At 54.9% G+C, this 24,444-nt stretch carries 26 protein-coding genes; 20 read left to right on the top strand and 6 right to left on the bottom strand.

Annotation, left to right across the window (positions count from 1 at the left end; genetic code table 11):
• Positions 1 to 16: 16 nt before the first annotated feature.
• Together KNP95_RS02920 and KNP95_RS02915 are read right to left on the bottom strand one after the other, a co-directional pair.
• Positions 17 to 1,210, bottom strand: a complete 1,194-nt coding sequence (locus tag KNP95_RS02920; RefSeq protein ID WP_214835338.1) for an ABC transporter permease — start codon at positions 1,208 to 1,210, stop codon at positions 17 to 19.
• Positions 1,200 to 2,090, bottom strand: coding sequence for an ABC transporter ATP-binding protein (locus KNP95_RS02915; protein ID WP_021066531.1), 891 nt, complete (start codon positions 2,088 to 2,090; stop codon positions 1,200 to 1,202). Before KNP95_RS02915 ends, KNP95_RS02920 begins: the two co-directional genes overlap by 11 nt.
• Before the next feature lie 117 nt (positions 2,091 to 2,207).
• Here KNP95_RS02915 and KNP95_RS02910 point away from each other — a divergent pair, with 117 nt between their 5' ends.
• Entirely contained in the window at positions 2,208 to 3,152 is a 945-nt protein-coding gene (locus KNP95_RS02910) for a VOC family protein (RefSeq protein WP_214826720.1), read from the top strand.
• Positions 3,149 to 3,748, top strand: coding sequence for an alpha/beta hydrolase (locus KNP95_RS02905; RefSeq protein WP_214835336.1), 600 nt, complete (start codon positions 3,149 to 3,151; stop codon positions 3,746 to 3,748). Before KNP95_RS02910 ends, KNP95_RS02905 begins: the two co-directional genes overlap by 4 nt.
• Here the strand turns inward: KNP95_RS02905 and KNP95_RS02900 are convergent.
• Positions 3,745 to 4,233, bottom strand: coding sequence for a hypothetical protein (locus KNP95_RS02900; RefSeq protein ID WP_029594986.1), 489 nt, complete (start codon positions 4,231 to 4,233; stop codon positions 3,745 to 3,747). The genes KNP95_RS02905 and KNP95_RS02900 overlap by 4 nt on opposite strands.
• A 277-nt stretch (positions 4,234 to 4,510) precedes the next feature.
• On the opposite strand from KNP95_RS02900, the gene KNP95_RS02895 reads away from it, so the two are divergent.
• The 5 genes from KNP95_RS02895 to KNP95_RS02875 all read left to right on the top strand — a co-directional run bounded on the left by KNP95_RS02895 (position 4,511) and on the right by KNP95_RS02875 (position 8,650).
• Positions 4,511 to 5,566: an acyltransferase family protein gene (locus KNP95_RS02895; RefSeq protein ID WP_029594987.1), complete on the top strand. Its 1,056-nt coding sequence runs from the start codon at positions 4,511 to 4,513 to the stop codon at positions 5,564 to 5,566.
• A 73-nt stretch (positions 5,567 to 5,639) separates the two neighbouring features.
• The gene (locus tag KNP95_RS02890) at positions 5,640 to 5,975 is read left to right on the top strand and encodes an Asp23/Gls24 family envelope stress response protein (RefSeq protein WP_029594988.1); all 336 of its coding nucleotides are present in this window, start codon (positions 5,640 to 5,642) and stop codon (positions 5,973 to 5,975) included.
• 200 nt (positions 5,976 to 6,175) lie between these two features.
• The gene (pgmB, locus tag KNP95_RS02885; protein ID WP_021066537.1) at positions 6,176 to 6,841 is read left to right on the top strand and encodes a beta-phosphoglucomutase; all 666 of its coding nucleotides are present in this window, start codon (positions 6,176 to 6,178) and stop codon (positions 6,839 to 6,841) included.
• Positions 6,842 to 7,059: 218 nt separating this feature from the next.
• Positions 7,060 to 7,473, top strand: coding sequence for a Rok-like winged helix domain-containing protein (locus KNP95_RS02880; protein ID WP_021066538.1), 414 nt, complete (start codon positions 7,060 to 7,062; stop codon positions 7,471 to 7,473).
• Positions 7,474 to 7,597: 124 nt separating this feature from the next.
• On the top strand, positions 7,598 to 8,650 hold the full coding sequence (locus KNP95_RS02875) for a glycosyltransferase family 4 protein (protein ID WP_021066539.1): 1,053 nt from the start codon (positions 7,598 to 7,600) through the stop codon (positions 8,648 to 8,650).
• Between the two features lie 48 nt (positions 8,651 to 8,698).
• On the opposite strand, the gene KNP95_RS02870 is transcribed toward KNP95_RS02875, so the two are convergent.
• Positions 8,699 to 9,721 (bottom strand): LCP family protein, encoded by a 1,023-nt coding sequence (locus KNP95_RS02870; RefSeq protein ID WP_214835334.1) that lies wholly within the window; start codon positions 9,719 to 9,721, stop codon positions 8,699 to 8,701.
• Positions 9,722 to 9,762: 41 nt separating this feature from the next.
• A complete protein-coding gene (locus KNP95_RS02865; protein ID WP_058764228.1) occupies positions 9,763 to 10,404 on the bottom strand; it encodes a YigZ family protein in 642 nt (213 codons plus the stop codon).
• Between the two features lie 174 nt (positions 10,405 to 10,578).
• Between KNP95_RS02865 and KNP95_RS16190 the strand changes: the two genes are divergently transcribed.
• The 7 genes from KNP95_RS16190 (at position 10,579) to KNP95_RS02830 (ending at position 19,004) form a co-directional block, all read left to right on the top strand.
• Positions 10,579 to 11,703 (top strand): sensor histidine kinase, encoded by a 1,125-nt coding sequence (locus tag KNP95_RS16190; RefSeq protein WP_201455031.1) that lies wholly within the window; start codon positions 10,579 to 10,581, stop codon positions 11,701 to 11,703.
• 25 nt (positions 11,704 to 11,728) lie between these two features.
• Positions 11,729 to 12,421: a response regulator transcription factor gene (locus KNP95_RS02855; RefSeq protein WP_029594994.1), complete on the top strand. Its 693-nt coding sequence runs from the start codon at positions 11,729 to 11,731 to the stop codon at positions 12,419 to 12,421.
• Positions 12,422 to 12,515: 94 nt separating this feature from the next.
• Complete coding sequence (locus KNP95_RS02850) at positions 12,516 to 13,364, top strand: DegV family protein (RefSeq protein ID WP_214835332.1); 849 nt, start codon at positions 12,516 to 12,518, stop codon at positions 13,362 to 13,364.
• A 91-nt stretch (positions 13,365 to 13,455) separates the two neighbouring features.
• Complete coding sequence (gene treR, locus KNP95_RS02845; RefSeq protein ID WP_058764564.1) at positions 13,456 to 14,121, top strand: trehalose operon repressor; 666 nt, start codon at positions 13,456 to 13,458, stop codon at positions 14,119 to 14,121.
• A 202-nt stretch (positions 14,122 to 14,323) separates the two neighbouring features.
• Complete coding sequence (gene treP / locus KNP95_RS02840) at positions 14,324 to 15,772, top strand: PTS system trehalose-specific EIIBC component (RefSeq protein ID WP_058764222.1); 1,449 nt, start codon at positions 14,324 to 14,326, stop codon at positions 15,770 to 15,772.
• An 83-nt stretch (positions 15,773 to 15,855) separates the two neighbouring features.
• On the top strand, positions 15,856 to 17,490 hold the full coding sequence (gene treC, locus KNP95_RS02835; protein ID WP_214835330.1) for an alpha,alpha-phosphotrehalase: 1,635 nt from the start codon (positions 15,856 to 15,858) through the stop codon (positions 17,488 to 17,490).
• Positions 17,491 to 17,663: 173 nt separating this feature from the next.
• The gene (locus tag KNP95_RS02830; RefSeq protein WP_251138486.1) at positions 17,664 to 19,004 is read left to right on the top strand and encodes a hemolysin family protein; all 1,341 of its coding nucleotides are present in this window, start codon (positions 17,664 to 17,666) and stop codon (positions 19,002 to 19,004) included.
• A gap of 34 nt (positions 19,005 to 19,038) precedes the next feature.
• Here the strand turns inward: KNP95_RS02830 and KNP95_RS02825 are convergent, their stop codons facing one another.
• A complete protein-coding gene (locus KNP95_RS02825) occupies positions 19,039 to 19,782 on the bottom strand; it encodes a hypothetical protein (RefSeq protein WP_214835328.1) in 744 nt (247 codons plus the stop codon).
• Between the two features lie 183 nt (positions 19,783 to 19,965).
• Between KNP95_RS02825 and KNP95_RS02820 the strand changes: the two genes are divergently transcribed.
• The 6 genes from KNP95_RS02820 (at position 19,966) to flgK (ending at position 24,442) form a co-directional block, all read left to right on the top strand.
• Positions 19,966 to 21,123: a helicase-related protein gene (locus tag KNP95_RS02820; protein ID WP_214835326.1), complete on the top strand. Its 1,158-nt coding sequence runs from the start codon at positions 19,966 to 19,968 to the stop codon at positions 21,121 to 21,123.
• The gene (locus KNP95_RS02815) at positions 21,120 to 21,788 is read left to right on the top strand and encodes a ComFC family protein (RefSeq protein ID WP_214835324.1); all 669 of its coding nucleotides are present in this window, start codon (positions 21,120 to 21,122) and stop codon (positions 21,786 to 21,788) included. The genes KNP95_RS02820 and KNP95_RS02815 overlap by 4 nt, the downstream gene beginning before the upstream one ends.
• Before the next feature lie 19 nt (positions 21,789 to 21,807).
• Positions 21,808 to 22,191 carry a flagellar protein gene (locus KNP95_RS02810; RefSeq protein WP_029595002.1) on the top strand — a complete coding sequence of 128 codons (384 nt, stop codon included), beginning with the start codon at positions 21,808 to 21,810 and terminating at the stop codon, positions 22,189 to 22,191.
• 24 nt (positions 22,192 to 22,215) lie between these two features.
• The gene (locus tag KNP95_RS02805; RefSeq protein WP_021066556.1) at positions 22,216 to 22,467 is read left to right on the top strand and encodes a flagellar biosynthesis anti-sigma factor FlgM; all 252 of its coding nucleotides are present in this window, start codon (positions 22,216 to 22,218) and stop codon (positions 22,465 to 22,467) included.
• A gap of 112 nt (positions 22,468 to 22,579) precedes the next feature.
• Positions 22,580 to 22,936, top strand: coding sequence for a flagellar export chaperone FlgN (flgN, locus tag KNP95_RS02800; RefSeq protein ID WP_029595003.1), 357 nt, complete (start codon positions 22,580 to 22,582; stop codon positions 22,934 to 22,936).
• 12 nt (positions 22,937 to 22,948) lie between these two features.
• Entirely contained in the window at positions 22,949 to 24,442 is a 1,494-nt protein-coding gene (gene flgK / locus KNP95_RS02795) for a flagellar hook-associated protein FlgK (protein WP_131472894.1), read from the top strand.
• Positions 24,443 to 24,444 lie beyond the last annotated feature (2 nt).

Genomic DNA, 24,444 nt, shown 5'->3' with positions numbered 1-24,444 from the left:
GAAAATGCTGTAAACGTTATTGTCGATTCTGTAATATTTGTCGCCATTGTTTAATCGCATTGTTGCCGTAGAACAAGACGCCGCCGCGATAAAATTTCGAGCCGACCCACAAAATCACACCGATTGTGGCGATCATGATGCCGATCGATAACGCGACTTCCCACACCGGTACGTCGACGAGCATGACGCGAAGGAACATGAGCATCGGCGTGAAGAACGGCACGTACGACAGGATCGTGACGATAGGTGCCTCCGGATTGTTCAAACCGAACATGGCGGCGAGGAACCCGGCGACGAGCAGCATGATGACCGGCATCGTCATCTGTTGCGACTCCTCGACCCGGCTGACGAGCGAACCGAGCACGGCGAACATGGCCGCATAGAGCAGGTAGCCGAGCGTGAAGAACGTCAATAGATAGACGACGGCGCGGACATTGCCGGCGTTGTCGATGACCGACTGGGCCATCTCGTTGCTGCGGGCGCTGAAGTAACCGAAGCCGAGGAAGATGGCGATTTGGAGCAGGGCGAGCGTCCCGATGGCCGAGATTTTAGCGAGCATGTGCGTCACCGGATGCGTCGTCGAGATGATGAGCTCCATGACGCGCGACGATTTCTCGGTCGTGACCTCGGTCGAAATCATCGACCCGTACGTGATAATCGAGACGTAGAGCAACATGAGCATGACGTAGACGAAGGCGAACGACGAGAACAGCTCGTCCGAGTTCTCTCCGCCGCGGCCGAGATACGATTCTTCGACCGTCACAGGCTCATTCAACGCCGCGAGGACGGTCGGATCGATGTTCGACGCCTCAATCAGTTCGGCGTTCCGGACTTCTCGTAGCGCCGTCTGTAACACCGTCGTGAAATCCGGTTCCGGCCGTTCCGATAAAACGCGTGCCGAATCCCCTTCGATGAAGGCGACAATCTCATAGTCGCCGTTCTCGAGCCCGGCGCGCGCCTCGGACTCGGTGATGGCGGACGATTCGATGTCCTCATAACCGAGCGACTGCATGAGCGTCGTCAGTTCATTATTGTCGGTGACGAGGATGGCTTGCGCCTGGTCCGTGTCCTCGAAGTTCGCGAGCAATCGGTCGATGTTCGTGAAACCGAAGATGAACAGGATCGTCAACAACGTCGAGATGAGGAACGCCTTCGAGCGCAGTTTCGAGCGCAACGTGAACGAGTAAAGTGGTCCGAAGTTATGAAACATGTTGGCCGACCTCCTTGATGAAGATGTCGTTTAATGAGACGGGCTGGCGCATGAACGTCTTGATGGCGGCCCCGTTCGCCACGAGGGCACCGAGCACCGCATCGCTGTCGTCGAACGAGTCGAGCCGAACGAAGTGGCCATCCTTATGTGGTTCGACCGCCCGGACGACCGGGAGGGCTTGCAACAGGTCCGGGCGATCGGTCTCGATGAACAGTACCGGCTCCTCGTAACGAGTCTTGATCGTCGGGACGTCGCCGCTGACGACGGCACGGCCGCCTTTCAAGATGCCGATATGTTGGCACAGCTCTTCGACGTGTTCCATCCGGTGACTCGAGAAGACGATCGTCGTCCCGGCGTCACGGAGCGCGAGCACTTCACGTTTTAAAATCTCGACGTTGACCGGGTCGAGCCCGCTGAACGGTTCATCGAGAATGAGCAGTTCCGGGTTGTGGAGCAGGGCGGCCACGAGTTGAATCTTCTGTTGGTTCCCTTTTGACAGTTGTTCGACGCGCATCGTCTCATACTGAGGGATTTCGAGCCGTTCGAGCCACGTCTTGACGGCCCGCTTCGCCTCGGCCTGCCGCATGCCTTTCAGGCTAGCCAAGAAGACGAGCTGGTCACGGACGGGTGATTTCGGATAAAGGCCTCGTTCTTCCGGCAGATAGCCGACGATGCGATGGTCGACGTTGCGGCCGTCCCACGTAATCGTCCCGGCACTCGGTTTGAGGATGTCGAGAATCATGCGGAACGTCGTCGTCTTACCGGCGCCGTTCGCCCCGAGCAGCCCGAACATCTCGCCTTTTGGGACATGAAAGCTCAAGTCGTCGACGGCCGTGAAGTCGCCGAACTGCTTCGAGACACGATCAATTTGTAACGTCATAGTATGTACCTCCTTATAGGTGTCTACTAGTAGCGTACGCCATGTTGAGCAAAAAGTTTCACATTTCTTCAAAAATGATTTATCTTGAAATCAAGATAATAAAAAGGAGGACATGACATGACGAAGCAATCAGCGGGTATCCATCACATCTCGGCGATGGTGAAAGACCCACAACGTACATTAGATTTTTATGGGAATGTCCTCGGACTTCGATTCGTCAAACAGACGGTCAACTTCGACGACCCGGGCACGTACCACCTCTATTTCGGGGACGAGCAAGGGTCACCGGGGACGGTCATCACGTTCTTCCCGATCCCTGGGATCGGCAAAGGTAGCGTCGGCAGCGGACAGGTCGGTGTCACGGCTTATCTCGTCCCGGAAGGCAGTCTGTTGTTCTGGGAGAAACGATTGAACGACCATGGCGTCGGTACGGTCGCGACCGAGCGCTTCGGCGAGCCGTCGCTCCTGTTTGAAGACCCGGACGGACTTGTCGTCGAGCTTGTCGCCCGGACCAGTACGAAACAGACAAGTTGGGTCGTGCCGGGCGTGACGTCACGCGAGGCGATTGTGGGTTTTGCCGGGGCGACGCTGTTGTCGAAAGACCCGGAGGCGACGGTTCGCCTGTTGACGGGGCTGTTTGGCTTTGAGACGGTAGGGGAAGATTCAGAATGGATTCGCCTTGAGGCGACGGCCGACTACGGCAACGTCATCGACGTGAAAAAGACCATCCTGCCGAACGGGGTTCCTGGTTCGGGGACAGTCCATCATATCGCCTGGCGCATCAATGATGGGGAAGACTATGCCTCATGGCAAGACGCCATCTTCGAGCTCGGGCTACGCCCGACCGAAGTGAAAGAGCGTCACTATTTCCGCTCGGTCTACTTCCATGACGGCGGCCGGATTCTTCACGAACTGGCGACCGACGCTCCTGGCTTTTTGATCGATGAGAGCTTGGAGGGCCTCGGCTCGACACTCAAACTCCCGGCTTGGTTCGAACAAGACCGCGAGGCGATCACTCGCACGTTACCGACGATTACAATCCCGAGAGGAGACATGACATGATTCATCAATTCATCAAAGGCACGACCGAGACGACACTCGTTTTATTGCACGGAACAGGAGGGACAGAACAGGACTTGATTCCGCTCGCTCGAATCCTCGCCCCGGAGGCAAACATTTTGACGCTGCGCGGTGACGTCCTCGAGAACGGCATGTCCCGTTTCTTCCGCCGTCACGCGGAAGGCGTACTCGACCTCGAGGACTTGAAGAAACAGACGGAACGGTTCTTGACATTCTTGGATGACGCCACGACAGAGTACGGCATCGACCGGGACAAGATGATTCCGCTCGGCTATTCGAACGGCGCCAACTTGATCGGCTCGGCGCTGTACCGACAAAACGCATTCCACGCGTCGCTCTTATTCCACCCGATGGTCCCGGACCGCTCGCTCACGTTACCGGACCTCGCTGGTGCGAACGTGTTTATCTCGGCCGGAGAACGTGACCCGATTTGCCCGAAAACAGAAACAGAAGAGCTCACGTCGACGCTACGGAGTGCCGGAGCGGACGTCGAACTCTTCTATCACGGAGGTGGGCACGAGCTGCGCATGGAAGAAGTCGAGGCAGCTCGGGCATGGCTAGAACCGTTCCTCGATTAAGCCATCTTCTTCGGTTTCGGTGGTCTCGAATAGACGACGAGCACACCTCGATCAATCAAATAGGCGGCGAACAGACGTTTCGCCTCTTCAGAACGAACGGTTCGGTCGATTTGGATATACAATCGGCCGAGCTTTTTTTGTGACGTGCGGGTCAATAACCAGATGGAGTCAAGCGTGTACTGCCAACCGCGGAGCGTATCCGCGCCGATGTACATATACCGGTTCGATGTGCGCTCAAGCAGATAATTAAGCCACCAGACGTCCCGGGCGAGCTTCATGGCGACACCGATGAAGAACGAGATGAACACGAACGACAGGGCAGACAGAATCGGATGGATGGCGGTAAATCGTTCCCGGATGGGTTCGAAGGCGACGATGAGCAGTCCGACGGAAAAGGCGCCGGTGAACCACCAAAATCCGAAGTTAGAGAATGAACGTTTCGGGTCATGCACCATATGATGACGGTTACGGATGACGGAAGCCATTCTCCATACCTCCTTTTATTAGAATATTCTGATTATTTAGTAAGACTACTATACTATACTGTACCCACTCTCGTCTATTTGAATACGCGCGAAACGTGTTCTAGCTTGAAGATTTCTTGACGTTTCGGCTTGCGGAGGGCAAATCCGGGGAATGATGACAGTGAAGTCATCATTTTTTTGTGGAATCGTAATTTCATCAGCTCAAAAAATCGGCTATGATGGATGAGGCAAAAAAGAGAGAACATCAGAAAACTAATAAAGAACTAGAGGGAAAGACATGCGAAATCATTGGTACGATAATATTAAAGGCGTGCTCGTCTTGCTCGTCGTGTTCGGTCACTTATTGACCGACGTACGCGGCGCGTATGACGACATCCTGCCGAAATGGGTCTATTTATTTTTATACACGTTCCACATGCCGTTGTTCATCATGTTGAGCGGTTACTTCTTCCGGGAGAACCGTTATTTGCGCGTCATCCAGTTGTTCGTCGTCTACGTCATCTGGCAAGTGATTCTCGGCTCGTGGTTCGCCTTCACCGAGGGCATCCCGCTCTTATCACTCGAGAACCCTGCACTGAACATCTTGACGCCGTATTGGGCGCTCTGGTATTTGATGGCGATTATCATCTGGTACGTCATCACCCCGTACGTGACACAATTGAAAGGATACGTGCTGTTCGCACTCTTGTTCGCGCTCCTGTTCGGCTTCCAAGCTGAGTCGACCGGGTTCTTCGCGCTGCGAAAAGTCATCATGTTCTACCCGTTCTTCTTGATCGGGAACTGGATGAGCGAACGGAACACGTTGAACTTCTTTGAATTGCCGAAGCGGGCCGAGCAGCGCAACCGTTACCGGATTGGCGGTTTTGCCGTCTTCACGACGCTCACGCTCGGGCTACTCGCCTCGATGAGTTTCCAACAGGAGGGTACGTTCTATCATATCGGTAACTTGTTCAAATTCCGGTTCGCCTATGAGTCGGCGGTGCCGGAGGCGATTTGGAGCGGGCCGTTCGCTTTCTTGATCGTCTACACGGTGTCGATTCTTATGGCGATCAGCTTCGCCTTGATGATTCCAGGGCGTGAACTGCCGGTGTTCACCCGGGCCGGGAAGTATAGCCTCTACGTCTATTTGGTGCACGTCTTCCTCGTCGTCGCCTGGAAGGCGTTCATCCCAGCCGGTTTCATGCCGACGTCGTGGCTCCAATTGCTCGTCTTGTTCGGCGTCGCCTTCTTGATCGTCCTGGTGATTATCAGCCCGCCGGTCGTCAAGCTGTTGAAGCCGCTCGTCGAGATTGACGTTCGCCGTGCCCAAGATATGAAGGACGTGAAATCGTAAACCCTTTTCTAAATGGCGGTTTTCCGCTACACTTTAAGATGGGAAGCGAAACTAGAGTTAAGGAAGTGACACCATGCCATACGAAAATGGAATGCACAGCACTGAAGGAGACGTCAACGTCTCACGCCACGTCGTGGAAATGATCGCCGCTGTCGTGGTCAAAGAGACGAAATACGTGTCGTTCACACAAGAAGATACGAAATTGTCAGAGCGCGCGCTCATGAAGCACGTCAAAGTCGACGAGTCGTCAGAAGGCGTCACAATCAACTTGTCACTTTACATCGCGTACGGTCAATCGATCGTCAAGACGGTGACGGCCGTGCAAGAACGCATCACGCAAGACATGGACACGATGCTTGCCATGACACCGTTATCGGTGAACGTGAAAGTCGTCGGAATCCAATTATAAGTCGTAGGAGAAGCACCTGCTTCTCCTGCTTTTTTATTTTTTTGCGAAAGCGGTTGCATGATGATGGCTTTTTCATTTATAATAGAAATCGAACAAGTGCAACCGTTTGCATCAATGACCAATCGTGCAACGGGTACTTGTCAAGTTCCCTTAATGTAGTCTGACGACAGAAGCATTAGAAGGAAAGGCGGAAAGCATGTATGTCGACGATTGAAGCAGTCATTTTTGATTTGGACGGTGTCATCACTGACACCGCGGAGTACCATTACCTCGCTTGGAAACAACTTGGAGAAGAGCTCGATATTCCGTTTGACCGCGAGTTCAATGAGACGCTAAAAGGCGTGAGTCGGACGGACTCGCTCGAGCGCATCCTCGCGCTCGGTGGAAGACAGGACGATTTCACACCGGATGAAAAAGCGGAACTCGCACAGAAGAAGAACGAGCATTACGTTGAACTCATTCAACACATCTCTTCAGCTGACTTGTTGCCGGGCATCATTTCATTCCTCGATGAAATTAAAGAGGCTGGTCTCAAAATCGGAATGGCTTCGGCTTCTAAAAACGCATTCGCGGTCGTAGACGCACTTGGTGTCCGTCATTACTTCGATCACATTGTCGATGCAGCAACTGTCGCCGAATCAAAACCACATCCCGAAGTGTTTTTGAAGGCTGCCTCTGCCCTTGGCGTGAAACCCGAACATGCCATCGGCGTTGAAGACGCAGCTGCAGGCGTAACTGCAATCAAAGCGGCAAACATGTTTGCTGTCGCCGTCGGGGAAGAGTCGATGCTCGGTCATGCAGACCTCATCGTTTCTTCGACCGATGAACTCTCGCTCGCACGCATCCTCGAACGCGTCGGCGCGTAAAGACTACGATCATCTTCCGTGAGATGACGACTGCCCCGAACAGTCGTCATCTTTTTGTGTTGGTCCAAAAGACCTAAAATAGATAGAAATGCCTAAAAATAGATGACAAGTACATTACAAAACCGTTACACTTTTATATGGGAACAAGTAATAACTGGTAATAATTGATGAATTTGGGTGATGGGGAACATCAATTAGGTGTAGAGGAGGATTTGTGCATGGAATCTACAAACGTGAATGAAAATATTTATCGGGAACTGATGGAGATCGAAGAGTCGTATCGCCAGCTGCAACGCCGGGCCGAGTATTTGATTTCGGAACTGAACCGGAACAAGCGGGAAGAAGAATCGCTACTCGATCCGTCGAAACGAATGCGCCCACGTCGCGTCAATCAACGTTATCCGCTCGAGGTCTATGTCCATCAGGTAACAGACCTGTTGAAGGAACGGAAGACGATGAGCGTGCGGGACATTCAAATGGAGCTCGAGTTGCGTTATCGTCACCACATTAGCAATATTTACCAGCTAATGGTGAAAATCGAGTCCGTCAATCCTGACATCAAAAAAGTAGGACGCGGGTTATATACATACGAAGCCACGGATGACGTGACGACGCACCCGGCCCACGCCTGACCAGACCCGACGAGATTCACTCGTCGGGATTTTTTGTTGTAACATTTCTGATACGTCTCGCCTCACGGGAAATATGCTATAATTCGCCAGAGTCTATTTTTTTATGAGAGAGGAACGTTGGCCCATGTTATGGATTGCCATGTTGGTCAGTTTTGTGATGGCCATCTTGATCACGCCGCTCGTTCGCCGGTTTGCTTTTCTGATCGGAGCGGTCGATCACCCGAACGCCCGAAAAGTACATTTACGGACGATGCCACGGATCGGCGGCCTCGCCATCTTCATCGCTTTCTTTATCGGCTATGCGCTCCTGTTGCCGACGAGCCGTTATAACGATGCCATCTTGATCGGAGCAGTCGTCATCCTGTTGACCGGTTTGATTGATGATCGCTTCCAACTGACGGCCCGCGTCAAACTGATGGGCCAGATGATCGCGACGGTCATCGTCTTGAACTCAGGCATGCGCATCGAATTGATTAACCTGCCGTTCGACCAACAGCTGTATCTCGGTTCGTGGAGCATCCCGGTGACGGTGCTCTGGCTGATCGGCATCACGAACGCCATCAACTTGATCGACGGTCTCGACGGACTCGCCGCCGGGGTCTCGAGCATCGCCCTCGGGACGATCGCGCTGCTCGCAATCATCCAAGGGAACGTTTATTTGACGATGATGGCGCTGTTGCTCCTGGCGAGCACGCTCGGCTTTCTCGTCCATAACTTCTATCCAGCGAAGATATTCATGGGCGACACCGGGGCGCTCTTCCTCGGCTATATGCTCGCCGTCTTCTCCTTGATCGGATTCAAGAACGTGACGCTGTTCTCGCTCGTCGTCCCGGTCCTCTTGCTCGGTCTGCCGATCTCGGACACGATTTTTGCGATCGTCCGTCGGCTCGTGCAAGGGCGTCCGCCGATGTCGCCTGATAAGTCGCATATGCATCACCAGTTGATCGATATGGGCTTCACGACGCGGCAAGCCGTCCTGCTCATGTATGGGATGACGTTCTTCTTCGGCATCGCCTCGATTCTGTTCGCGAAGACGACGATGCTCGGAGCCATCATCACGTTCGTCATCGTCCTGATCGTCATCGAGCTGATCGTCGAGTCGACCGAGTTGATTCACCCGAACTATAAGCCGATTATCCAGACGTCCCGGCGTCTGCTCGGACGACCGAAGACGTGAAGCATCAACAAAAGCCCAAGGACATCGTGTCCTTGGGCTTTTGTTTGGTCAGTAGGTCGTCGTTTCGCTGAAACCGTCTTCTGTTTCATTCAAACCGTCGCCGGTCCCGTTGTCATGATCTTCCGCCGTGAGCGGGAGGCCGAGCTCGGTTTTCAAGAGCGAGCGCTTCTCACTCAAGTCGGCCGGGTCGAGCTCGTAATAGTAGACGCCGCCGAGCGTCAAGTCGCCGCCTGCGAGCGTCTCCTGGTTGAACGAGCGGAGCGACTTCGTATACGGCTGCAACTGGGACGCCTCGGAGAGGGACATGTTCGTTCGGATGTTATCGCCGACCGCATTCATGATCCGGTTTAGCTTCGTGAACGAATTGATCGTCGTCGCCTCATTGATGATGGCCTCGAGCACTTGCTGTTGACGCTTCGCCCGTCCGACGTCGCCTTCAGGGTCGTCTTTGCGCATGCGCGCATAGGCGAGCGCTTCCTTGCCGTCTAGCGTCTGGACACCTGGTTCGAGTTCGACGTTGCCGGTCGCCCGCCCGGAAATTGGGACGAGCACATCGACCTCGACGCCGCCGACCGCATCAACGAGATCCTCGATGCCATCAAAGTTGATCGTCGCATAGTAGTCGATCGGGATGTCGAACAGTTTCTCGACCGTCGCGATCGTCGTGTCGATGCCATCGTAGGCGTAGGCATGGTTGATTTTGTCTTTGAACTCACCGTCAGTCGTGACGATATCGACGTACGAGTCGCGCGGGATGCTGACGAGCGTCACTTGGCGCGATTCCTTGTTGAACGTCGCCACCATGAGCGAGTCGGTCCGTCCTTCTTCGAGCGAGGCGCCGCCATCGACGCCGGCGAGTAAGACGGAGAAGTGATCTTTCGTCAAATCGACCGTCTCTTCTCGACGGTCCGACTTGTCCCCGCGTGTCAGTTCGCTGTTCGTGTTCTCCGCCGTCTGGTTCGCCTTATAGACGAAGTAGCCGAAGGCCGACCCGCCAATCAACAGGACGAGGCCGAGCACGAGCAGTACGATTTTCCACACGGGACGTTTCTTGCGGGAGTCTTGTTCCATGTCGTCTCCTCATTTCATTCGTTTCCTTTAGTATACGTGACCTACCGCACAAAATCACGTTCGATGATACGTTGGTCCTGGGTCTCGAGTCCTCCTTGGCCGTTCGTCAAATCGACGAGCCAGGCGAGGGCGGCGTCGGTCTCTTCGACCGGTACCGAGATGTGGAACGTGACGGTGTCCGCGTAGACGATGTCGTCGAGGAGGTACGACGATTGCCGCAGCTCGTTCTCGACCTTGCCGATCCAACCGTAATCGACCGTGAGCGTCAAGCGTTGCATCGGGATGCGTTCGACGATGCCGACCGCGTCGAGCCCTTCGCTCACCGTGCCGCCGTAAGCGCGGATGAGTCCGCCGCCGCCGAGCTTGATGCCGCCGAAGTAGCGGGTGACGACGACGACCGTATCCTTCAATTCGCGTTTACGGAGCACCTCGAGCATCGGCAACCCTGCCGTCCCGCTCGGTTCCCCGTCATCGTTCGCTTTTTGGAACTCGTTCCGTTCGCCGATGATATAGGCCGAACAGTTATGATTGGCGTTCCAATGCGCCTTCTTGATGGCTTGGATGAACGCCTGCGCCTCCTCTTCGGACGTGACCCGTTTGAAGTGGGCGATAAATTTTGACTTTTGAATGACGACCTCGTATTCTCCGTCTTGTTTTATAGTATAATTTTGTTCAGCAGACATTTCTGAAAATTCTCCTTTCTATTTTTGAATATTTTTTTTAAAATTCAAGTAGGCGTCAACGCCAGTTGCGGCGAAAGGGAAGGAGAGCCTCCAAGTTTTACTGTAAACGAACGTTCCGCAGACGATAATAGGAATAGATGAGGACTTACTACCGAATTATTAGGGGATGGCATCGTGAATCATATTACCGATCGTACAGCTTTAGAACATATCATAACAAATATGATTGATACGGTGACGGAAAGTAAAGAGGAGATCGTCCGGATTACCGAGAGTTCGGCCAACGAATATTCGTTGATTCAGAACGAACTGAAAGAGTTGACGCAAAAGATTGAGTTTTACATCGAGGAGTCGGAACGGCTCGACCTGCTCGTGAAAGCGGCGAAGAACAAACTCGTCCAAGTGAGCAAGAAGTTTCATATACATAGCGAGCAAGAGATTCGGGAGGCGTACGAACGCGCCAACCAAATGCAGCTCGAGCGTTTTCTCATCCAAAAAGAAGAGATGGCCGGCCAACAGCGTCGCAACGACCTTGAACGCCGCCTGCTCATCCTCGAGGACACGATTGAGCGGGCCGACAAGCTCGTCAGCCGCGTCTCCGTCGTGCTGAACTTCCTGCGGGACGACCTGCAACAAGAGTACTCGGACATGATGAAGAAGCAAGAGATGGCAATCAGCGTCTTTGAAGCGGCCGAACGTGAACGTCGTCACCTCGCCCGTGAAATGCACGACGGACCAGCGCAATCGCTTGCCCACATCTTGATTCGGGCCGATTTGATCGAGAAGACGTTCGACAAGCGGGGGAAAGACGAGGCGTTCGCCGAACTGCACGAGCTGAAACGCCTCATCCGCGGCGCGCTCGTCGACGTCCGGCGTCTCATCTACGACCTTCGTCCGATGTCGCTTGACGACCTCGGTTTCTTGCCGACGCTCGAACGGTATCTCCATCAGACTGAGGAATACACGGCCATCAAGACCCGGCTCAACTACCGGGGCTCGCGGGCCCGACTGCCTGAGAAATTGGAGATTAACGTGTTCCGGCTCGTCCAAGAGGCAGTCCAAAACGCGATCAAACATTCGAAGACGGCTGAGATTATCGTCAACGTCGAGCAAGCGCATGATGCGATACATATTCATGTACGCGACCATGGGGTCGGATTCGTGCCGAGTTCGATTGGCGAAGAGTCATTCGGGATCGTTGGGATGCGAGAACGGATCGAGCTTGTGAACGGAAGCATGACCATTGATTCGGAAGTCGGCAAAGGGACGGTCGTCCGCATGTCGATTCCGATCACGTAAGACAAGAACAAGGGGGAGTATCCAGATGGAACAATTACAAACACGCATCGCGATTGTGGATGACCATGAGCTGTTTCGAGAAGGCTTGAAACGGATTTTTGATTTAGAGGACGAGTTCACGGTCGTCGCCGAAGGACGGACCGGGACGGAGGCGATTCGTATCGCCGCGGACCACAAGCCGGAAATCTTGATTCTCGATATCAACATGCCTGAATTGAACGGGATTGAGGCGACGAAACAGTTGTCGGTGCTCTCACCAGAGACGCGTGTCCTCATCTTGTCGATTCACGACGATGAGTCGTACATCACGCATGCACTCGAAGCCGGAGCATCTGGGTTCTTACTCAAAGAAGTCGCATCGACCGAGCTGATCTCGGCCGTGCGCTCGGTCGCGAAGGACGGGGCATACTTGCACCCGAAAGTGACGACGAACGTCTTGAAAGAGTACCGTCGCTTGCTCCAATTCAAAGGCGAACAGGCCGGCCGTAACGTCGAGAGCCGTACCGACGACCCGGTCTACCAATTACTCTCACGCCGTGAAGTCGAAGTGTTGCACTTGCTCGCCGAAGGCCGCTCGAACCGTGATATCAGCGACATGCTGTTCATCAGTGAGAAGACGGTCAAGAACCACGTCTCGTCGGTGCTCCGCAAGATGGAAGTGAACGACCGGACACAAGCCGTCGTCGACGCCATCCGTCGCGGATGGGTTGAGATTTGACCTCTTCCGATGCAATACATCGTTTTTATGCTACAATATGGAATGGAATCCACATTCAATTGGAAAATGAAACGATGTAAAGTGAGGATATAGCATGGGAAACATAGCCATTTTGACCGACAGTACCGCCTATTTGCCGGCCGAATTTTGTGAGCGCCACGACGTCCACGTCGCACCGCTCAGCGTGATTTTTGACGGGGAGTCGTTCCGCGAAGCCGTCGATATCACGACCGAGGCTTTTTATGACCGGATCGAGGCAGGGAACTTGCCGACGACGTCCCAGCCGAGCATCGGTGAAACGATTGAACTGATTGAGCGTCTCCCGAACGAGGTGACGGACGTGATCGCGATCACGCTCTCGAGCGGCATCAGCGGGACGTATCAATCGATGATCGCCTTGAACGACATGGTCGACGTCAACGTTCACGCATTCGATTCGGAGATCTCATGTATGCCTCAAGCGTTCCTCGTCGAGGAAGCGATTCATTTACGCGATGCAGGCGCGTCGACGCAAGAAATCATGGCTCACCTTGAAAAGATGCGCGAGTTGATTCGGGCGTACTTCGTCGTCGATGACCTCGACCACCTCCAACGAGGCGGCCGACTCAGCGCGGCGCAAGCGCTCGTCGGGTCGTTCCTTCAAATCAAACCGGTGCTTCATTTCCAAGACCGGATGATCGTCCCGTTCGAGAAGATTCGGACGTACAAGAAGGCGGTCCGTCGCATCGAAGAGATGATGGAACAGTCGATTCAAGGCGACGGGACAGGCTACTGTATCGGCATCATCCACGCCAACTGCCCGGAACGTCAGGCCGAGGAGATCGCCTCGATGAAACAGAAGTTTCCGCAGGCGCATGTCACGGGCGGTCATTTCGGACCGGTCATCGGGACACACCTTGGGCCAGGCGCAATCGGCATCACGTGGTATCGCCGCGAATGGTAAACAAAAGACGGCCATCTGGTCGTCTTTTTCGATAGAGAGGAGTGAGCCTGTGGCCAAATATCGTCAAATCTATGAGCGCCTCGCCGAGCGGATGAAGACGGGCGAGTATGCGGCGGAGTCGAAACTGCCGTCCGAGACCGAACTCATGCACGAGTACGAGGCGAGTCGAGGGACGGTCCGGAAAGCGCTCGATTTGCTCCAAGAGCACGGCTACGTCCGGAAGCATCACGGGAAAGGCGTGTTCGTCCTGCGGCGCGATCAAATCGAATTCCAGTTCAACGGCATCGTCAGTTTCTCCGAAGTGTACGCCAGCATGCTCGGTCGCTCGATTCAGACATCGGTCGCCTCGTTCGAGGACATCGAGGCGCCGGCGTGGCTCGCCGACCGAATGAATTTGACGCCGGGGACACGGATGTACCGGATTGAGCGGGTCCGCAACTTCGATGGTGAGAACGTCATCTTAGACGTGAACTATTTCGTCAAAGACCTCGTGCCCGGCCTGACAGAAGAAATCGCCGCGCAATCGATTTACGCCTATGTCGAGCACGAGCTCGGGATGCAAATCAGTTACGCCAAACGGAAGATCGCGGCCGAGGACGTGACCGAGCTCGACCGCTTGCGGCTCGACCTGCACGATTATGAATACGTCATCGTCATCACGAACGACACGTTCCTCTATGAGGGCAGACAGTTCGAATATACCGAGTCCCGCCACCGGCTCGACAAGTTCCAGTTCAGCGATGTGGCGCGCCGGTAAGGCTCCTTTTTCGAAAGGAGTCTTTTTTTCGTTTTGAATCAAGGCAAGAGGGAACAAAAATACTGAACGCCTGTCACATAGTTGTCACACCTAACTTATATAGATAAGTTGTTGACATGACTTATCTATATAAGTTAAACTTTGTTTGTACTCATAAGTAACCGTTTTCAACAAACGCTTTCAAACAAAGGAGGCCTACAATATGAAGGCAGATTATCGTCAAATCGCCGCGGATATCCTTGAAGCCATCGGAGGCAAGGATAACGTCGACAAAGCGGCACACTGTGTCACGCGGCTCCGTCTTTCATTGAAAGACCAGTCGCTCGTCAATGAAGCAAAAGTGAAAGAAGCCGATCTCGTCAAAGGCGCATTCGAAAACTCGGGTGTGTATCAGGTCGTCATCGGGGCCGGGGACGTCGAGCGTGTCTACGCCGAGTTCATCAAACTCGCTGGGCTTGAAGCGGCGACGGTCGCCGAGGTCAAATCGTCGGGCGGTAAGAAGATGAACCCGCTCCAGAAGCTCGTCAAAGTGTTCTCGGACGTGTTCATGCCGATCATCCCGGCCATCATCGTTGCCGGTCTATTGATGGGGATTAACAACTTGCTCGCCTCAGAAGGATTGTTCGTCGAAGGTGCGACGCTGATTGAGGAATATCCGAACCTGCAAGGGTTATGGGATCTCGTCAACATGATGGCGAACACGGCGTTCGTCTTCCTCCCGGCACTCGTCGGTTGGTCGGCGACGAAGCGGTTCGGCGGCAGCGAAGTGCTCGGGATTGTCATGGGTCTCTTGCTCGTCCACCCGGACTTGCTCAACGCATGGGGTTACGGACAAGCGGCGCTGGAGGGCGACGTTCCGACGTTCAATATCCTCGGCTTGTTCGAGATCGAGAAAGTTGGCTATCAAGGTCAGATTCTTCCGATTTTGGCCGCGGCCTTCATTTTGAGCCATATTGAGATTTTCTTGAAAAAACATGTACCGAATGCGATTCAATTGCTCGTCGTGCCAATCACGACAATCGTCATCACTGGTTTCCTTGCGCTTTCAATTGTCGGACCGCTCACACGTGGCCTCGGTAACTTGATTGCAACAGGAATCGTCAACGTATTCGAAGCGGTACCGGTCGTCGGGGCACTCCTGTTCGGTCTGCTCTACGCACCACTCGTCGTTACCGGGATGCACCACTTGTTCCTCGCCATCGACCTGCAGCTCATCGCGGAGACGAACGGGACGTTCCTCTGGCCGATGCTCGCTTTGTCGAACATCGCCCAAGGTGCAGCCGCACTCGCGATGTTCCTCGTGTTCAAACACGACGCCAAACAAAAGAGTATGGCTTCGACGTCATCGATCTCGGCATTCTTCGGGATTACCGAGCCGGCCATGTTCGGGGTGAACTTGCCGAACAAGTTCCCATTCTACTCGGCGATGATCGGATCAGCCGTCGCGGCAGTGTTCATCACATTGAACGACGTCCAGGCGTTCGCTGTCGGGGTCGGGGGTCTTCCTGGATTCCTGTCAATCTTCACCGATAAGATTCTCATCTTCATCGTCGGGATGGTCATCGCCCTCGTCATTCCGTTCGTGTTGACACTCGCACTGTCGAAACGTTATATGAAAAAAGGCGAGATCGAAAAAAACAAAGTTGCATAAGAAGATGACTGACAAGGGGAGGGACGGAGGTTCTTCCCCTTTTCCTATCGAAATGAAAACTCTTACAAAAGGAGACTACATCTATGACACAACCAAACTGGCGCAAATCCGTCGTCTATCAAATCTATCCGAAAAGCTTCTATAGCCCGGAAGGCAATGCCACCGGCTCTATCAAAGGGGTGACGGCGAAGCTCGATTACTTGGCCGAGCTCGGCATCGAATACATTTGGATGACCCCGGTGTACAAGTCGCCACAAAACGACAACGGCTATGACGTCAGCGATTATTACGCGATTGATCCATCATACGGGACGATGGACGACCTCGACGAGCTTGTCCGCGAGGCCGAAGCACGTGGCATCGGGCTCATGATGGACATCGTCGTCAACCACTCCTCGACCGAGCATGAATGGTTCCAGAAGTCGCTCGCCGGGGATGCGCGTTATCGCGACTACTACATCTGGCGCGACGAACCGACGAACTGGGAGTCGAAGTTCGGCGGCAACGCCTGGAAATATGACGAGGCGAGCGGTCAGTACTACCTTCACTTGTTCGACGTGACCCAGGCCGACTTGAACTGGGAGAACGAGCAGATGCGCGAGGACGTCTATGAGATGATGCGCTTCTGGCGCGATAAAGGCATCAAAGGGTTCCGTCTCGACGTTATCAACTTGATCTCGAAGCAGCAGGACTTCCCAGAAGACGATTCGGACGGCCGCAAATTCTATACGGACGGACCGCGCATCCATGAATATTTGAAAGAGATGAACCGCGAAGTGTTCGACGGCCACGACGTCATCACGGTCGGCGAGATGTCGTCGACGACGCTCGACCATTGCGTCCGTTATTCGAGTCCGGACGAGCGCGAACTGAGCATGACGTTCAGCTTCCATCACTTGAAAGTCGATTATCCGAACGGCGAGAAATTCGTCGCTGCACCGTTCGACTTCGTGCAATTGAAAGACATCATGTCGACGTGGCAGGAAGGGATGCACGCCAAGGGCTGGAACGCTATCTTCTGGTGCAACCATGACCAACCGCGCGTCGTCAGCCGCTTCGGCAATGACACCGACCACCGCGTCGAGAGCGCGAAGATGCTCGCGACGGTGCTCCACGGCCTGCAAGGGACGCCGTACATCTATCAAGGCGAGGAGATCGGGATGACGAACCCGGGCTTCGACTCGCTCGACGAGTATCGCGACATCGAGACGCTCAACGTCTACAAATTGAAGCGTGAACAGGGGGTGTCGCACGAGGACATGATGGCCGCCATCAAACAGAAGTCGCGGGACAACTCGCGGACGCCGATGCAGTGGGACGCGACACCGCACGCCGGATTCACGAGCGGGACGCCGTGGATCAACGTGGCGCCGAACTACGCGGACGTGAACGTCGAGACGGCACTCGATGACCCGAACTCGGTGTTCTATCACTACAAGAACTTGATCTCGCTCCGTAAAGAGCTCGACGTCTTGACGGACGGGGACTACACAATCCTCACGCCAGACGCGCTCGACGTCTGGGCGTACACGCGCAAGACGGAACACGAGGAAGTGCTCGTCGTCGCGAATTTCTACGGACCGGAGACGACGTATGAGATTCCGGCCGGCTTCACGCATGCCGATGTCGTCAGCCATAACTACGACGTGCCGCAGCTCGACGGGACGACGCTGTCGCTCCGGGCGTATGAGGCAATCATGTTCTATAAACAAAACTGAGTGTTAGGAGGCGTTCCGTGTTGGCGCCTCCTTTTAGTTGCCGAGAGACGGACTCTCATGGTAGGTTATTCATTAGGCAAGGACACAGTCGTGTGACCTTGTAAAATATTTATATGGAGGTGACCCTCGAGTTTCTCGAGGAACATGTGGACAGGATCTACTCTACACACGTAATGGCTGCCGGTGGCGGTGGCGGAGAAGTGGAAGGCCCGATTTGGGTATTATTGTCGTTGGTGGCGCTGTTGATCGCGCTCACCGCATTCTTTGTCGGATCGGAGTTCGCGGTCGTCAAAGTGCGGATGTCGCGACTTGATCAATTGGTGGCGGAAGGGAACAAGTCGGCGATTCTCGCGAAAAAGGTCGCTTCTGACCTCGACTATTACTTATCGGCGTGTCAGCTCGGGATCACGGTGACGGCGCTCGGACTCGGTTTCCTCGGGGAACCGTCGGTCGTGCGATTGCTCACCCCGCTGTTTAACGAGTTCGATATCCCGGCGTCGCTCGCATCGATTATCTCGTTCGCCGTCGCGTTCGCAATCGTGACGTTCTTGCACGTCGTCATCGGGGAACTCGCACCGAAGACGCTCGCGATTCAATATGCGGAACGGATGACGCTCATCTTCGCCCGACCGTTGTTCTGGTTCGGACGGGTCATGTTCCCGTTTATCTGGTTGTTGAACGGATCGGCCCGATTGTTGCTCGGATTGTTCGGCGTCAAACCGGCCGGACATGAACAAGCGCACTCGGAAGAAGAGTTGAAGATCATCATGGCGCAAAGTTTCCAGAGCGGTGAAATCAACCAGACGGAACTCGCGATGATGCAAAACATCTTCTCGTTCGACCAACACGTCACGAAAGACGTGATGGTGCCCCGGACGAAAGTCGAAGCGATTGATATCGAAGCGACGCGGGCCGAAGTGCTCGAGACGTTCGCGGACAGTCAATATACTCGTTACCCGATCACGGAGGACGGCGACAAGGACAACTTGATCGGCTACATCAACGTCAAAGAGGTATTGATGGGACTCGCGGTCAGCCCGTCCATCAATCTCTCCACTTATGTGAAAGAGCTTCCGGTCGTGCATGAAATGACGCCTTTGGAAGATACATTGAAACAGATGCGTGAGGCCCGGACCCACATCGCCATCGTCTTGGACGAATACGGCGGGACGGCCGGTCTCATCACGCTCGAAGACTTGCTCGAAGAGATTGTCGGGGAAATCCGTGACGAGTTCGACGAGGACGAGGTCGACCCGATTCATACGGTCGACGACATGACGTACGAAATCGATACGCGCGTCTTGCTCGAAGAACTCGAGGAACGGTTCGGCATCACGTTCGAACGTTCAGAAGGCATCGATACGCTCGGCGGTTGGCTCCAAGTCCACCGCGAGACGCACGAGGTCGGAGACACGCTCGAGTTCGACCGTTACGTCTTGACCGTCATCGAGATGACGGAGAATCATGTGGAGCGGGTACGACTCGTCGTCCGCCCTGACATTCAAGAGGCATAAGAAGAAGGTTCATCCGTTACCGGATGAGCCTTTTTTAGTCGTTCATGCGTTGTTTTAGCCGTGCCAATAGATAAGGCGAATCGAGGTCACTGTATCGAATCCCTTCCGCATAACGTTCGATGCCATCAATCGTGATTTGCAGCTTGAGGGAATGGAAGGGAACCCTATTCTCGTCGGCGACACGTTTCACGTCACGCAGTAAAACCATCACGTCTTCGTATGTATAGGAGTCGTCTTCCGCATGAAGGAAGAGGATGCCGTAGCGAGCCCCGTAAAACTCGAGGTCGACGGCTTGATCGAGTTGCAAGTGAGTGACATCATCACCGTGTGCCACATCGTCGCGCCAGGCTGAATCAGACAATTCGGTCATCACATCGATGCGGTCTGATAAGGTTGGTGCGATTGACTGTTGAACGGCAGCATCATAAGCCTCGCTGATGCGTCGGTATGTGTTTTCCTTTGAGACGACGTCATCTTCATAGCTGTCATCGACGACATGGCCGCCTCGGGTGATTCGTACCACGAACTCGGTATCGACGCTTGTGTCAGAAGCCATCGTCACGTGGTATTTCGGATCGTAGAGTGATAAATACATGACGTCCGATACATGAAGAGACAGATCCGGGTAAGTGACGTTGACATACTCCTGTGCCGTCTCAATTGCGCGTTGCTCCGCTTTGTCGCTCCCGTCAAAGACATACCAGCCCCACCATCCTACAAAGAAGACGCCGAGCATGCCTAAACCGGTCAAGATGTTGTGGATGGGTCGTTTGAACATCATAGTTGCCTCATTTCCAATAACTGGTCTATTTCTAGTATAGTCGGTCGTTTGCACTTTCACCTCCGTCTACAGCATGAAATGCTGGAACGTCTTTCCGTTAGCCGTCTCTGTTCCATCGACGAACATGACATGTGGATGTGAGGGTTGTATGCTAGCGTCAACAGAAAAAGGACTGATCTTATGGGCCAACTCATCGTAGCACCGAAAGGAACACCTGCCATCCGATTCGGCGTCTGCCAGCGCTGTCTGAGCACGGACACGCGGACTTACACGTGCCATCACGGACAGTGCCGCTATTGCCGCAACTGCCTTCATCTCGGTCGCGTCTGTCAATGCGACCGTCTTGCTGAAACAGACATCACGGCGCCGCTGGAAACGACCGACCTCGTCATGCCGTTCGAGCTGTCGGGTGACCAGCAGCACGTCAGCCGACAGCTCCTGGCCTGGTGGGCATCTCGGACGAGCGGGCTCGTCCATGCCGTCTGCGGGGCCGGGAAGACGGAGATGACGTTCCCCGTCATCGCGAGTGCCGTCAATGACGGGAAGCGTGTCCTCATCGTCTCACCGCGACGTGACGTCGCCATCGAGTGGGCCGATCGGCTCGAGGCGGCCTTCTCTGTCCCGATCACCCGACGCTACGGAGGTGGGGACAAGGACACGATTGGGATGATCACCGTCGCGACGGCGCCGCTGCTCGTGAACTTGCGACATGTGTTCGATTACATTCTCGTCGATGAGTCCGACGCCTTCCCGTTCGCTTTCGACCTCGCGCTCTGGTGGACGCTCCGTCGGGTGGGGAAAGGATTATTTTTATTCGTGACGGCGACGCCGACCGTCTGGCAACGCCAGTTCCCGACCGTTCATCTGTCCCGGCGCTATCATGGCCACGATTTGCCCGTGCCCCGGCTCGTCCGTGAGACAGAGCCAGCCATCCTCGACTTCTGTCGCCGGTACGGGGCGTCACCGCGCCTGTTGTTCGTCCCGACGAAACCGGACCTCCTCCGTTACGGGGAACTGCTCGCGACGAACGGGTTCGCCTACCAGGCCGTCTCGGCCGACACGTACGAGCGGACGGACGTGCTCGAGTGGCTCGAGGCGACGAACGGGATTGTGCTCGCGACATCGATTTGGGAGCGGGGCATGACCGTGACCGGGGTGCACGTCGCCGTCCTCGACAGCAGTCACGCCTTGTTCTCGTCCCGCGCCCTCATCCAGATGGCGGGCCGGGCCGGTCGAAAACCGACCGCGCCGACCGGGGACGTCGTCTTCTTTTACGACGAGCGCACGTTCCGCCAAGATAAAGCCATCCGCGAGATTGAACAGGCGAACCGGCGATGAATTGTCTCGTCTGCCGGAAACCGTTCGCCGTCCCGTGGAGCCCGGCGACGCTCTTGAAGCGAGACTGGGTCTGTCCGGATTGTGAGGGGATGTTGACGCCGCTCGTCGCGGGTTGTCCGCGCTGCGGTCACCCGACCACGGACGGGGCGACGTGTCCTGACTGTATCCGTTGGCTCGCCCTTGGCCTCGACTTGACCGTCCGTTCGCTCTACGCTTATGACGAGGCGGGCGCGAATTGGCTCCACCGTTATAAGTTTAGCGGCGACGTCGTCCTGGCGCGACAGTTACGCAATGTGCTGCGAGCGACGCGAGAACCAGGTGTCGCCTACGTCCCGATTCCGCTCAGTGAGGAGCGGATGCGGACGCGGCGTTTCAATCAGGCGGAGTTGCTCGCAAGGATGATTGGACCGACGGAGCAGGTGCTCGTCAAATCCGAGGTTTCGAGTCAGCGTGAACTTGGGAAAGAAGAAAGGCGGCACCGTACGAATCCGTTCGCTGTACAGCAGTTGCCACGCTGTGGCAAAATTGTCCTCGTCGACGACGTCTATACGACGGGGACGACGCTCCATCAGGCGGCGCTCACCTTGCGCCGGGCCGGGGCGGAACAAGTTTCTGCCGTTTGCCTGTTCCGGACGCTAAACAAATTAAAAATGCGTCCGATATAAAGGGCAGAGGTGAATGACTGTGGAAGCAACAACTTGTCAAACGTGCGGACGGCTGTTCATGAAACAAAGCCGCTCGCCATACTGCCCATCCTGCGCGGAAGTCGATTTCCAAAACTTCTTGAAAGTCCGGGACTTCATCCGCGAACCCGCCAACAAACAGACGACAATCGGAGCCCTCGTCGAAGCGACAGGCGTCTCCGAACTTGATATCACGCGATACATCCATGAAGGACGCCTGATCATCAAGGACAATCCGTCACTGAACATCGCCTGCGTGCGTTGCGGCAATCCGACGAACCAAGGAAAGGTATGCGCGGACTGTCAGACCGACATGCAGCAAGAACTGAAAGGGCTACAAGCCAGCGTCACGAAACAGAGCGTTCGCGCTTATCGTTTGGATTAACAACTGAGAAGAGGGGGGACACGTATGCGCATCGATTCTGCAAAGTGGGTACACTTACCGAACACTTACGAGAAGAAAACGCAACCTGAGACGAAGCCCGAGCTGACACGCCAAACGGACCAATTATCGATATCGGCCGAAGCCCGCGCCCGGTTTGAAGAACCGGTGAAACACCCGGAACGCCTGGAAAAAATCAACGCCTTGAAGGCGGAGATTAACGCCGGGACGTATTCACGGGACGCGCGCGACATCGCCAAACGCTTTCTACAAGGATGAATGAAAGCGGGGTCCGAGGGAGACCTTCGCATAAATAAGATGGCACGGAAGCTGACTAAACAAGGGACACCCTTTCTTTAGTCGGCTCTTTTTTTGGACAAAGGAGAGACTTATGCTCACATTACATACACGTTTACTCGAACTGGCATATGACAAAGAACGACTGCTCGTCAACGGAGACATGCCCGCTTTTAGCGCCCTCGTCAAAGAAGAGGCGACGATTCTCCGACAAATCAAACAAAAAGAAGCGGAACGACTTCAAGGAACGCTCGTTTTGGACGATGAAGAGAAAGAAGCGTTACGACCGGTCGTCCTCGAGCTGAAACGGCAGAATGAACTGAACGCTGTCCTGCTCGAACAGTCGCTCCGGTATATCGAATGGCATTTGGACATGCTCATGCCAGAGGCAGATGATTTCACGTACGGTCAACAGGCGCTCGAGACGCGCTCGTTCAGCCGGGATGTATAAGGAGGAAGTTTGATGGGCTCAACATTTATGGGATTAGAAACGGCGCGCCGCAGTTTAACGACGCACCAATGGGCGCTCCAGGCGACGGGGAATAACGTCGCCAACGCCTCGAATCCGGGTTACTCGCGCCAACGCTTGTCACTCGGCATGACCGAACAACTCAGCGTCAACTTCGGGGGAACGAAGGCCGGGCAGTTCGGGACTGGTGTACGCGGTGAGACGCTCGCCCGAATCCGCGATTTGATGATTGACCAGCAATACCGCGACGAGTCGGTGAAGAACGCCTACTACGCGACGAAAGAGGCGGCGTTCGGTCGGATGGAGGATATCGTTAACGAGCCTTCCGAGACAGGACTCGCCAAATCGCTCGACTTGTTCTGGGCCTCGCTCCAAGACTTGTCGGTCAACCCGGATGATGCCGGCGCGCGCAGTGTCGTGCGCCAACGGGCGATGACGCTCGCAGAGACGTTCAACTACATGTCGTCCTCGCTTCAAAAAGTGCAGGCCGATCTGGCATCGGAAGGTGACGTCGTCGTCAAGAAAGTGAACGACTTGATGACGAAAATCAGTCAGGTCAACCGTCAAATCGGGGATGCGGAGCCGCTAGGCGTGCTTCCGAATGAACTGTATGACGAGCGTGACCGCTATATGGACGAACTCGCCCAATACATGGACTTCACACGCGTCCCGGTCGACTATACGAACGGGGAGTCGCGCGGTAACTCACAAAAAGTCGCTGAGGGCCGCATCGACATCGTCGTCTCGATCAATGGCGTCGACCACAAACTCGTTGACGGCATCAACGGCACGGTCGGATCGTTCGACGGTCTCGATATGACCGATGCAAGCGGAGCGGACGTGGCACTCACGCACGCCACGATGCCGAACGGCAAATGGAAAGCGCTCGTCGAGATGTACGGCACGGACACGCCAGAATCAGGTAGCGTGAACGGCGTCTACGCGACGATGTTGAAAGACTTGGACGAGATGGCCGGCAAGTTCGCCTCGGCCTTCAACACCGCCCATAGCACAAACATGGACGCCAAAGGCAACGCCGGCACGGCGAACTTCTTTGAAGGAACGGCGAGCGCAGCGACGATTAAAGTGAGCGACGCCGTCATGAACAACCTCGATTTGATTGCCGCTTCTCAAGACGGCAATATCGGGGACGGTAGCGGTGCCCTCGCCTTGGCAAACTTGAAGTCGGCCACGCTCAGCTTCGACGGGTCGGTCCAGACGGATACGTCGATCGGAAAATACTATCAGAACGTCATCGGCAACATGGCCGTCGCCGCCGACCAGAGCGGACGCCTCGCCCAGAGCACGTTCGCGCTCATGGCGAGCTCAGACCAGCGCCGCCAAGCGGTGAGCGCCGTGTCGCTCGACGAAGAGATGACGATGATGATCCAATATCAACACGCCTATAATGCGGCGGCCCGCAACATCACGGCCGTCGACGAGATGCTCGACAAAATTATCAACGGCATGGGTGTCGTAGGGAGGTAATG

The sequence above is a fragment of the Exiguobacterium sp. s36 genome (genome assembly GCF_018618345.1).
In the GTDB taxonomy this organism is placed as follows: Bacteria; Bacillota; Bacilli; order Exiguobacteriales; family Exiguobacteriaceae; genus Exiguobacterium; species Exiguobacterium chiriqhucha.
Note: the sequence above shows the minus strand (reverse complement) of the source record. Positions and strands in the feature narration are given on the sequence as shown.

Bases quoted from the DNA above. Each gene is read 5' to 3' on its own strand.
- KNP95_RS02880 (WP_021066538.1), top strand. From the start codon at position 7,060: ATGGAATCTACAAACGTGAATGAAAATATTTATCGGGAACTGATGGAG.
- KNP95_RS02820 (WP_214835326.1), top strand. From the start codon at position 19,966: ATGGGCCAACTCATCGTAGCACCGAAAGGAACACCTGCCATCCGATTC.
- KNP95_RS02875 (WP_021066539.1), top strand. From the start codon at position 7,598: ATGTTATGGATTGCCATGTTGGTCAGTTTTGTGATGGCCATCTTGATC.
- KNP95_RS02855 (WP_029594994.1), top strand. From the start codon at position 11,729: ATGGAACAATTACAAACACGCATCGCGATTGTGGATGACCATGAGCTG.
- KNP95_RS02895 (WP_029594987.1), top strand. From the start codon at position 4,511: ATGCGAAATCATTGGTACGATAATATTAAAGGCGTGCTCGTCTTGCTC.
- KNP95_RS02890 (WP_029594988.1), top strand. From the start codon at position 5,640: ATGCCATACGAAAATGGAATGCACAGCACTGAAGGAGACGTCAACGTC.
- KNP95_RS02910 (WP_214826720.1), top strand. From the start codon at position 2,208: ATGACGAAGCAATCAGCGGGTATCCATCACATCTCGGCGATGGTGAAA.
- flgN (WP_029595003.1), top strand. From the start codon at position 22,580: ATGCTCACATTACATACACGTTTACTCGAACTGGCATATGACAAAGAA.
- KNP95_RS02870 (WP_214835334.1), bottom strand. From the start codon at position 9,721: ATGGAACAAGACTCCCGCAAGAAACGTCCCGTGTGGAAAATCGTACTG.
- KNP95_RS02905 (WP_214835336.1), top strand. From the start codon at position 3,149: ATGATTCATCAATTCATCAAAGGCACGACCGAGACGACACTCGTTTTA.
- KNP95_RS02865 (WP_058764228.1), bottom strand. From the start codon at position 10,404: ATGTCTGCTGAACAAAATTATACTATAAAACAAGACGGAGAATACGAG.
- treC (WP_214835330.1), top strand. From the start codon at position 15,856: ATGACACAACCAAACTGGCGCAAATCCGTCGTCTATCAAATCTATCCG.
- KNP95_RS02805 (WP_021066556.1), top strand. From the start codon at position 22,216: ATGCGCATCGATTCTGCAAAGTGGGTACACTTACCGAACACTTACGAG.
- KNP95_RS02850 (WP_214835332.1), top strand. From the start codon at position 12,516: ATGGGAAACATAGCCATTTTGACCGACAGTACCGCCTATTTGCCGGCC.
- KNP95_RS02830 (WP_251138486.1), top strand. From the start codon at position 17,664: ATGGCTGCCGGTGGCGGTGGCGGAGAAGTGGAAGGCCCGATTTGGGTA.
- KNP95_RS02900 (WP_029594986.1), bottom strand. From the start codon at position 4,233: ATGGCTTCCGTCATCCGTAACCGTCATCATATGGTGCATGACCCGAAA.
- KNP95_RS02915 (WP_021066531.1), bottom strand. From the start codon at position 2,090: ATGACGTTACAAATTGATCGTGTCTCGAAGCAGTTCGGCGACTTCACG.
- treR (WP_058764564.1), top strand. From the start codon at position 13,456: ATGAAGACGGGCGAGTATGCGGCGGAGTCGAAACTGCCGTCCGAGACC.
- KNP95_RS02920 (WP_214835338.1), bottom strand. From the start codon at position 1,210: ATGTTTCATAACTTCGGACCACTTTACTCGTTCACGTTGCGCTCGAAA.
- flgK (WP_131472894.1), top strand. From the start codon at position 22,949: ATGGGCTCAACATTTATGGGATTAGAAACGGCGCGCCGCAGTTTAACG.
- KNP95_RS02825 (WP_214835328.1), bottom strand. From the start codon at position 19,782: ATGTTCAAACGACCCATCCACAACATCTTGACCGGTTTAGGCATGCTC.
- KNP95_RS02815 (WP_214835324.1), top strand. From the start codon at position 21,120: ATGAATTGTCTCGTCTGCCGGAAACCGTTCGCCGTCCCGTGGAGCCCG.
- treP (WP_058764222.1), top strand. From the start codon at position 14,324: ATGAAGGCAGATTATCGTCAAATCGCCGCGGATATCCTTGAAGCCATC.
- pgmB (WP_021066537.1), top strand. From the start codon at position 6,176: ATGTCGACGATTGAAGCAGTCATTTTTGATTTGGACGGTGTCATCACT.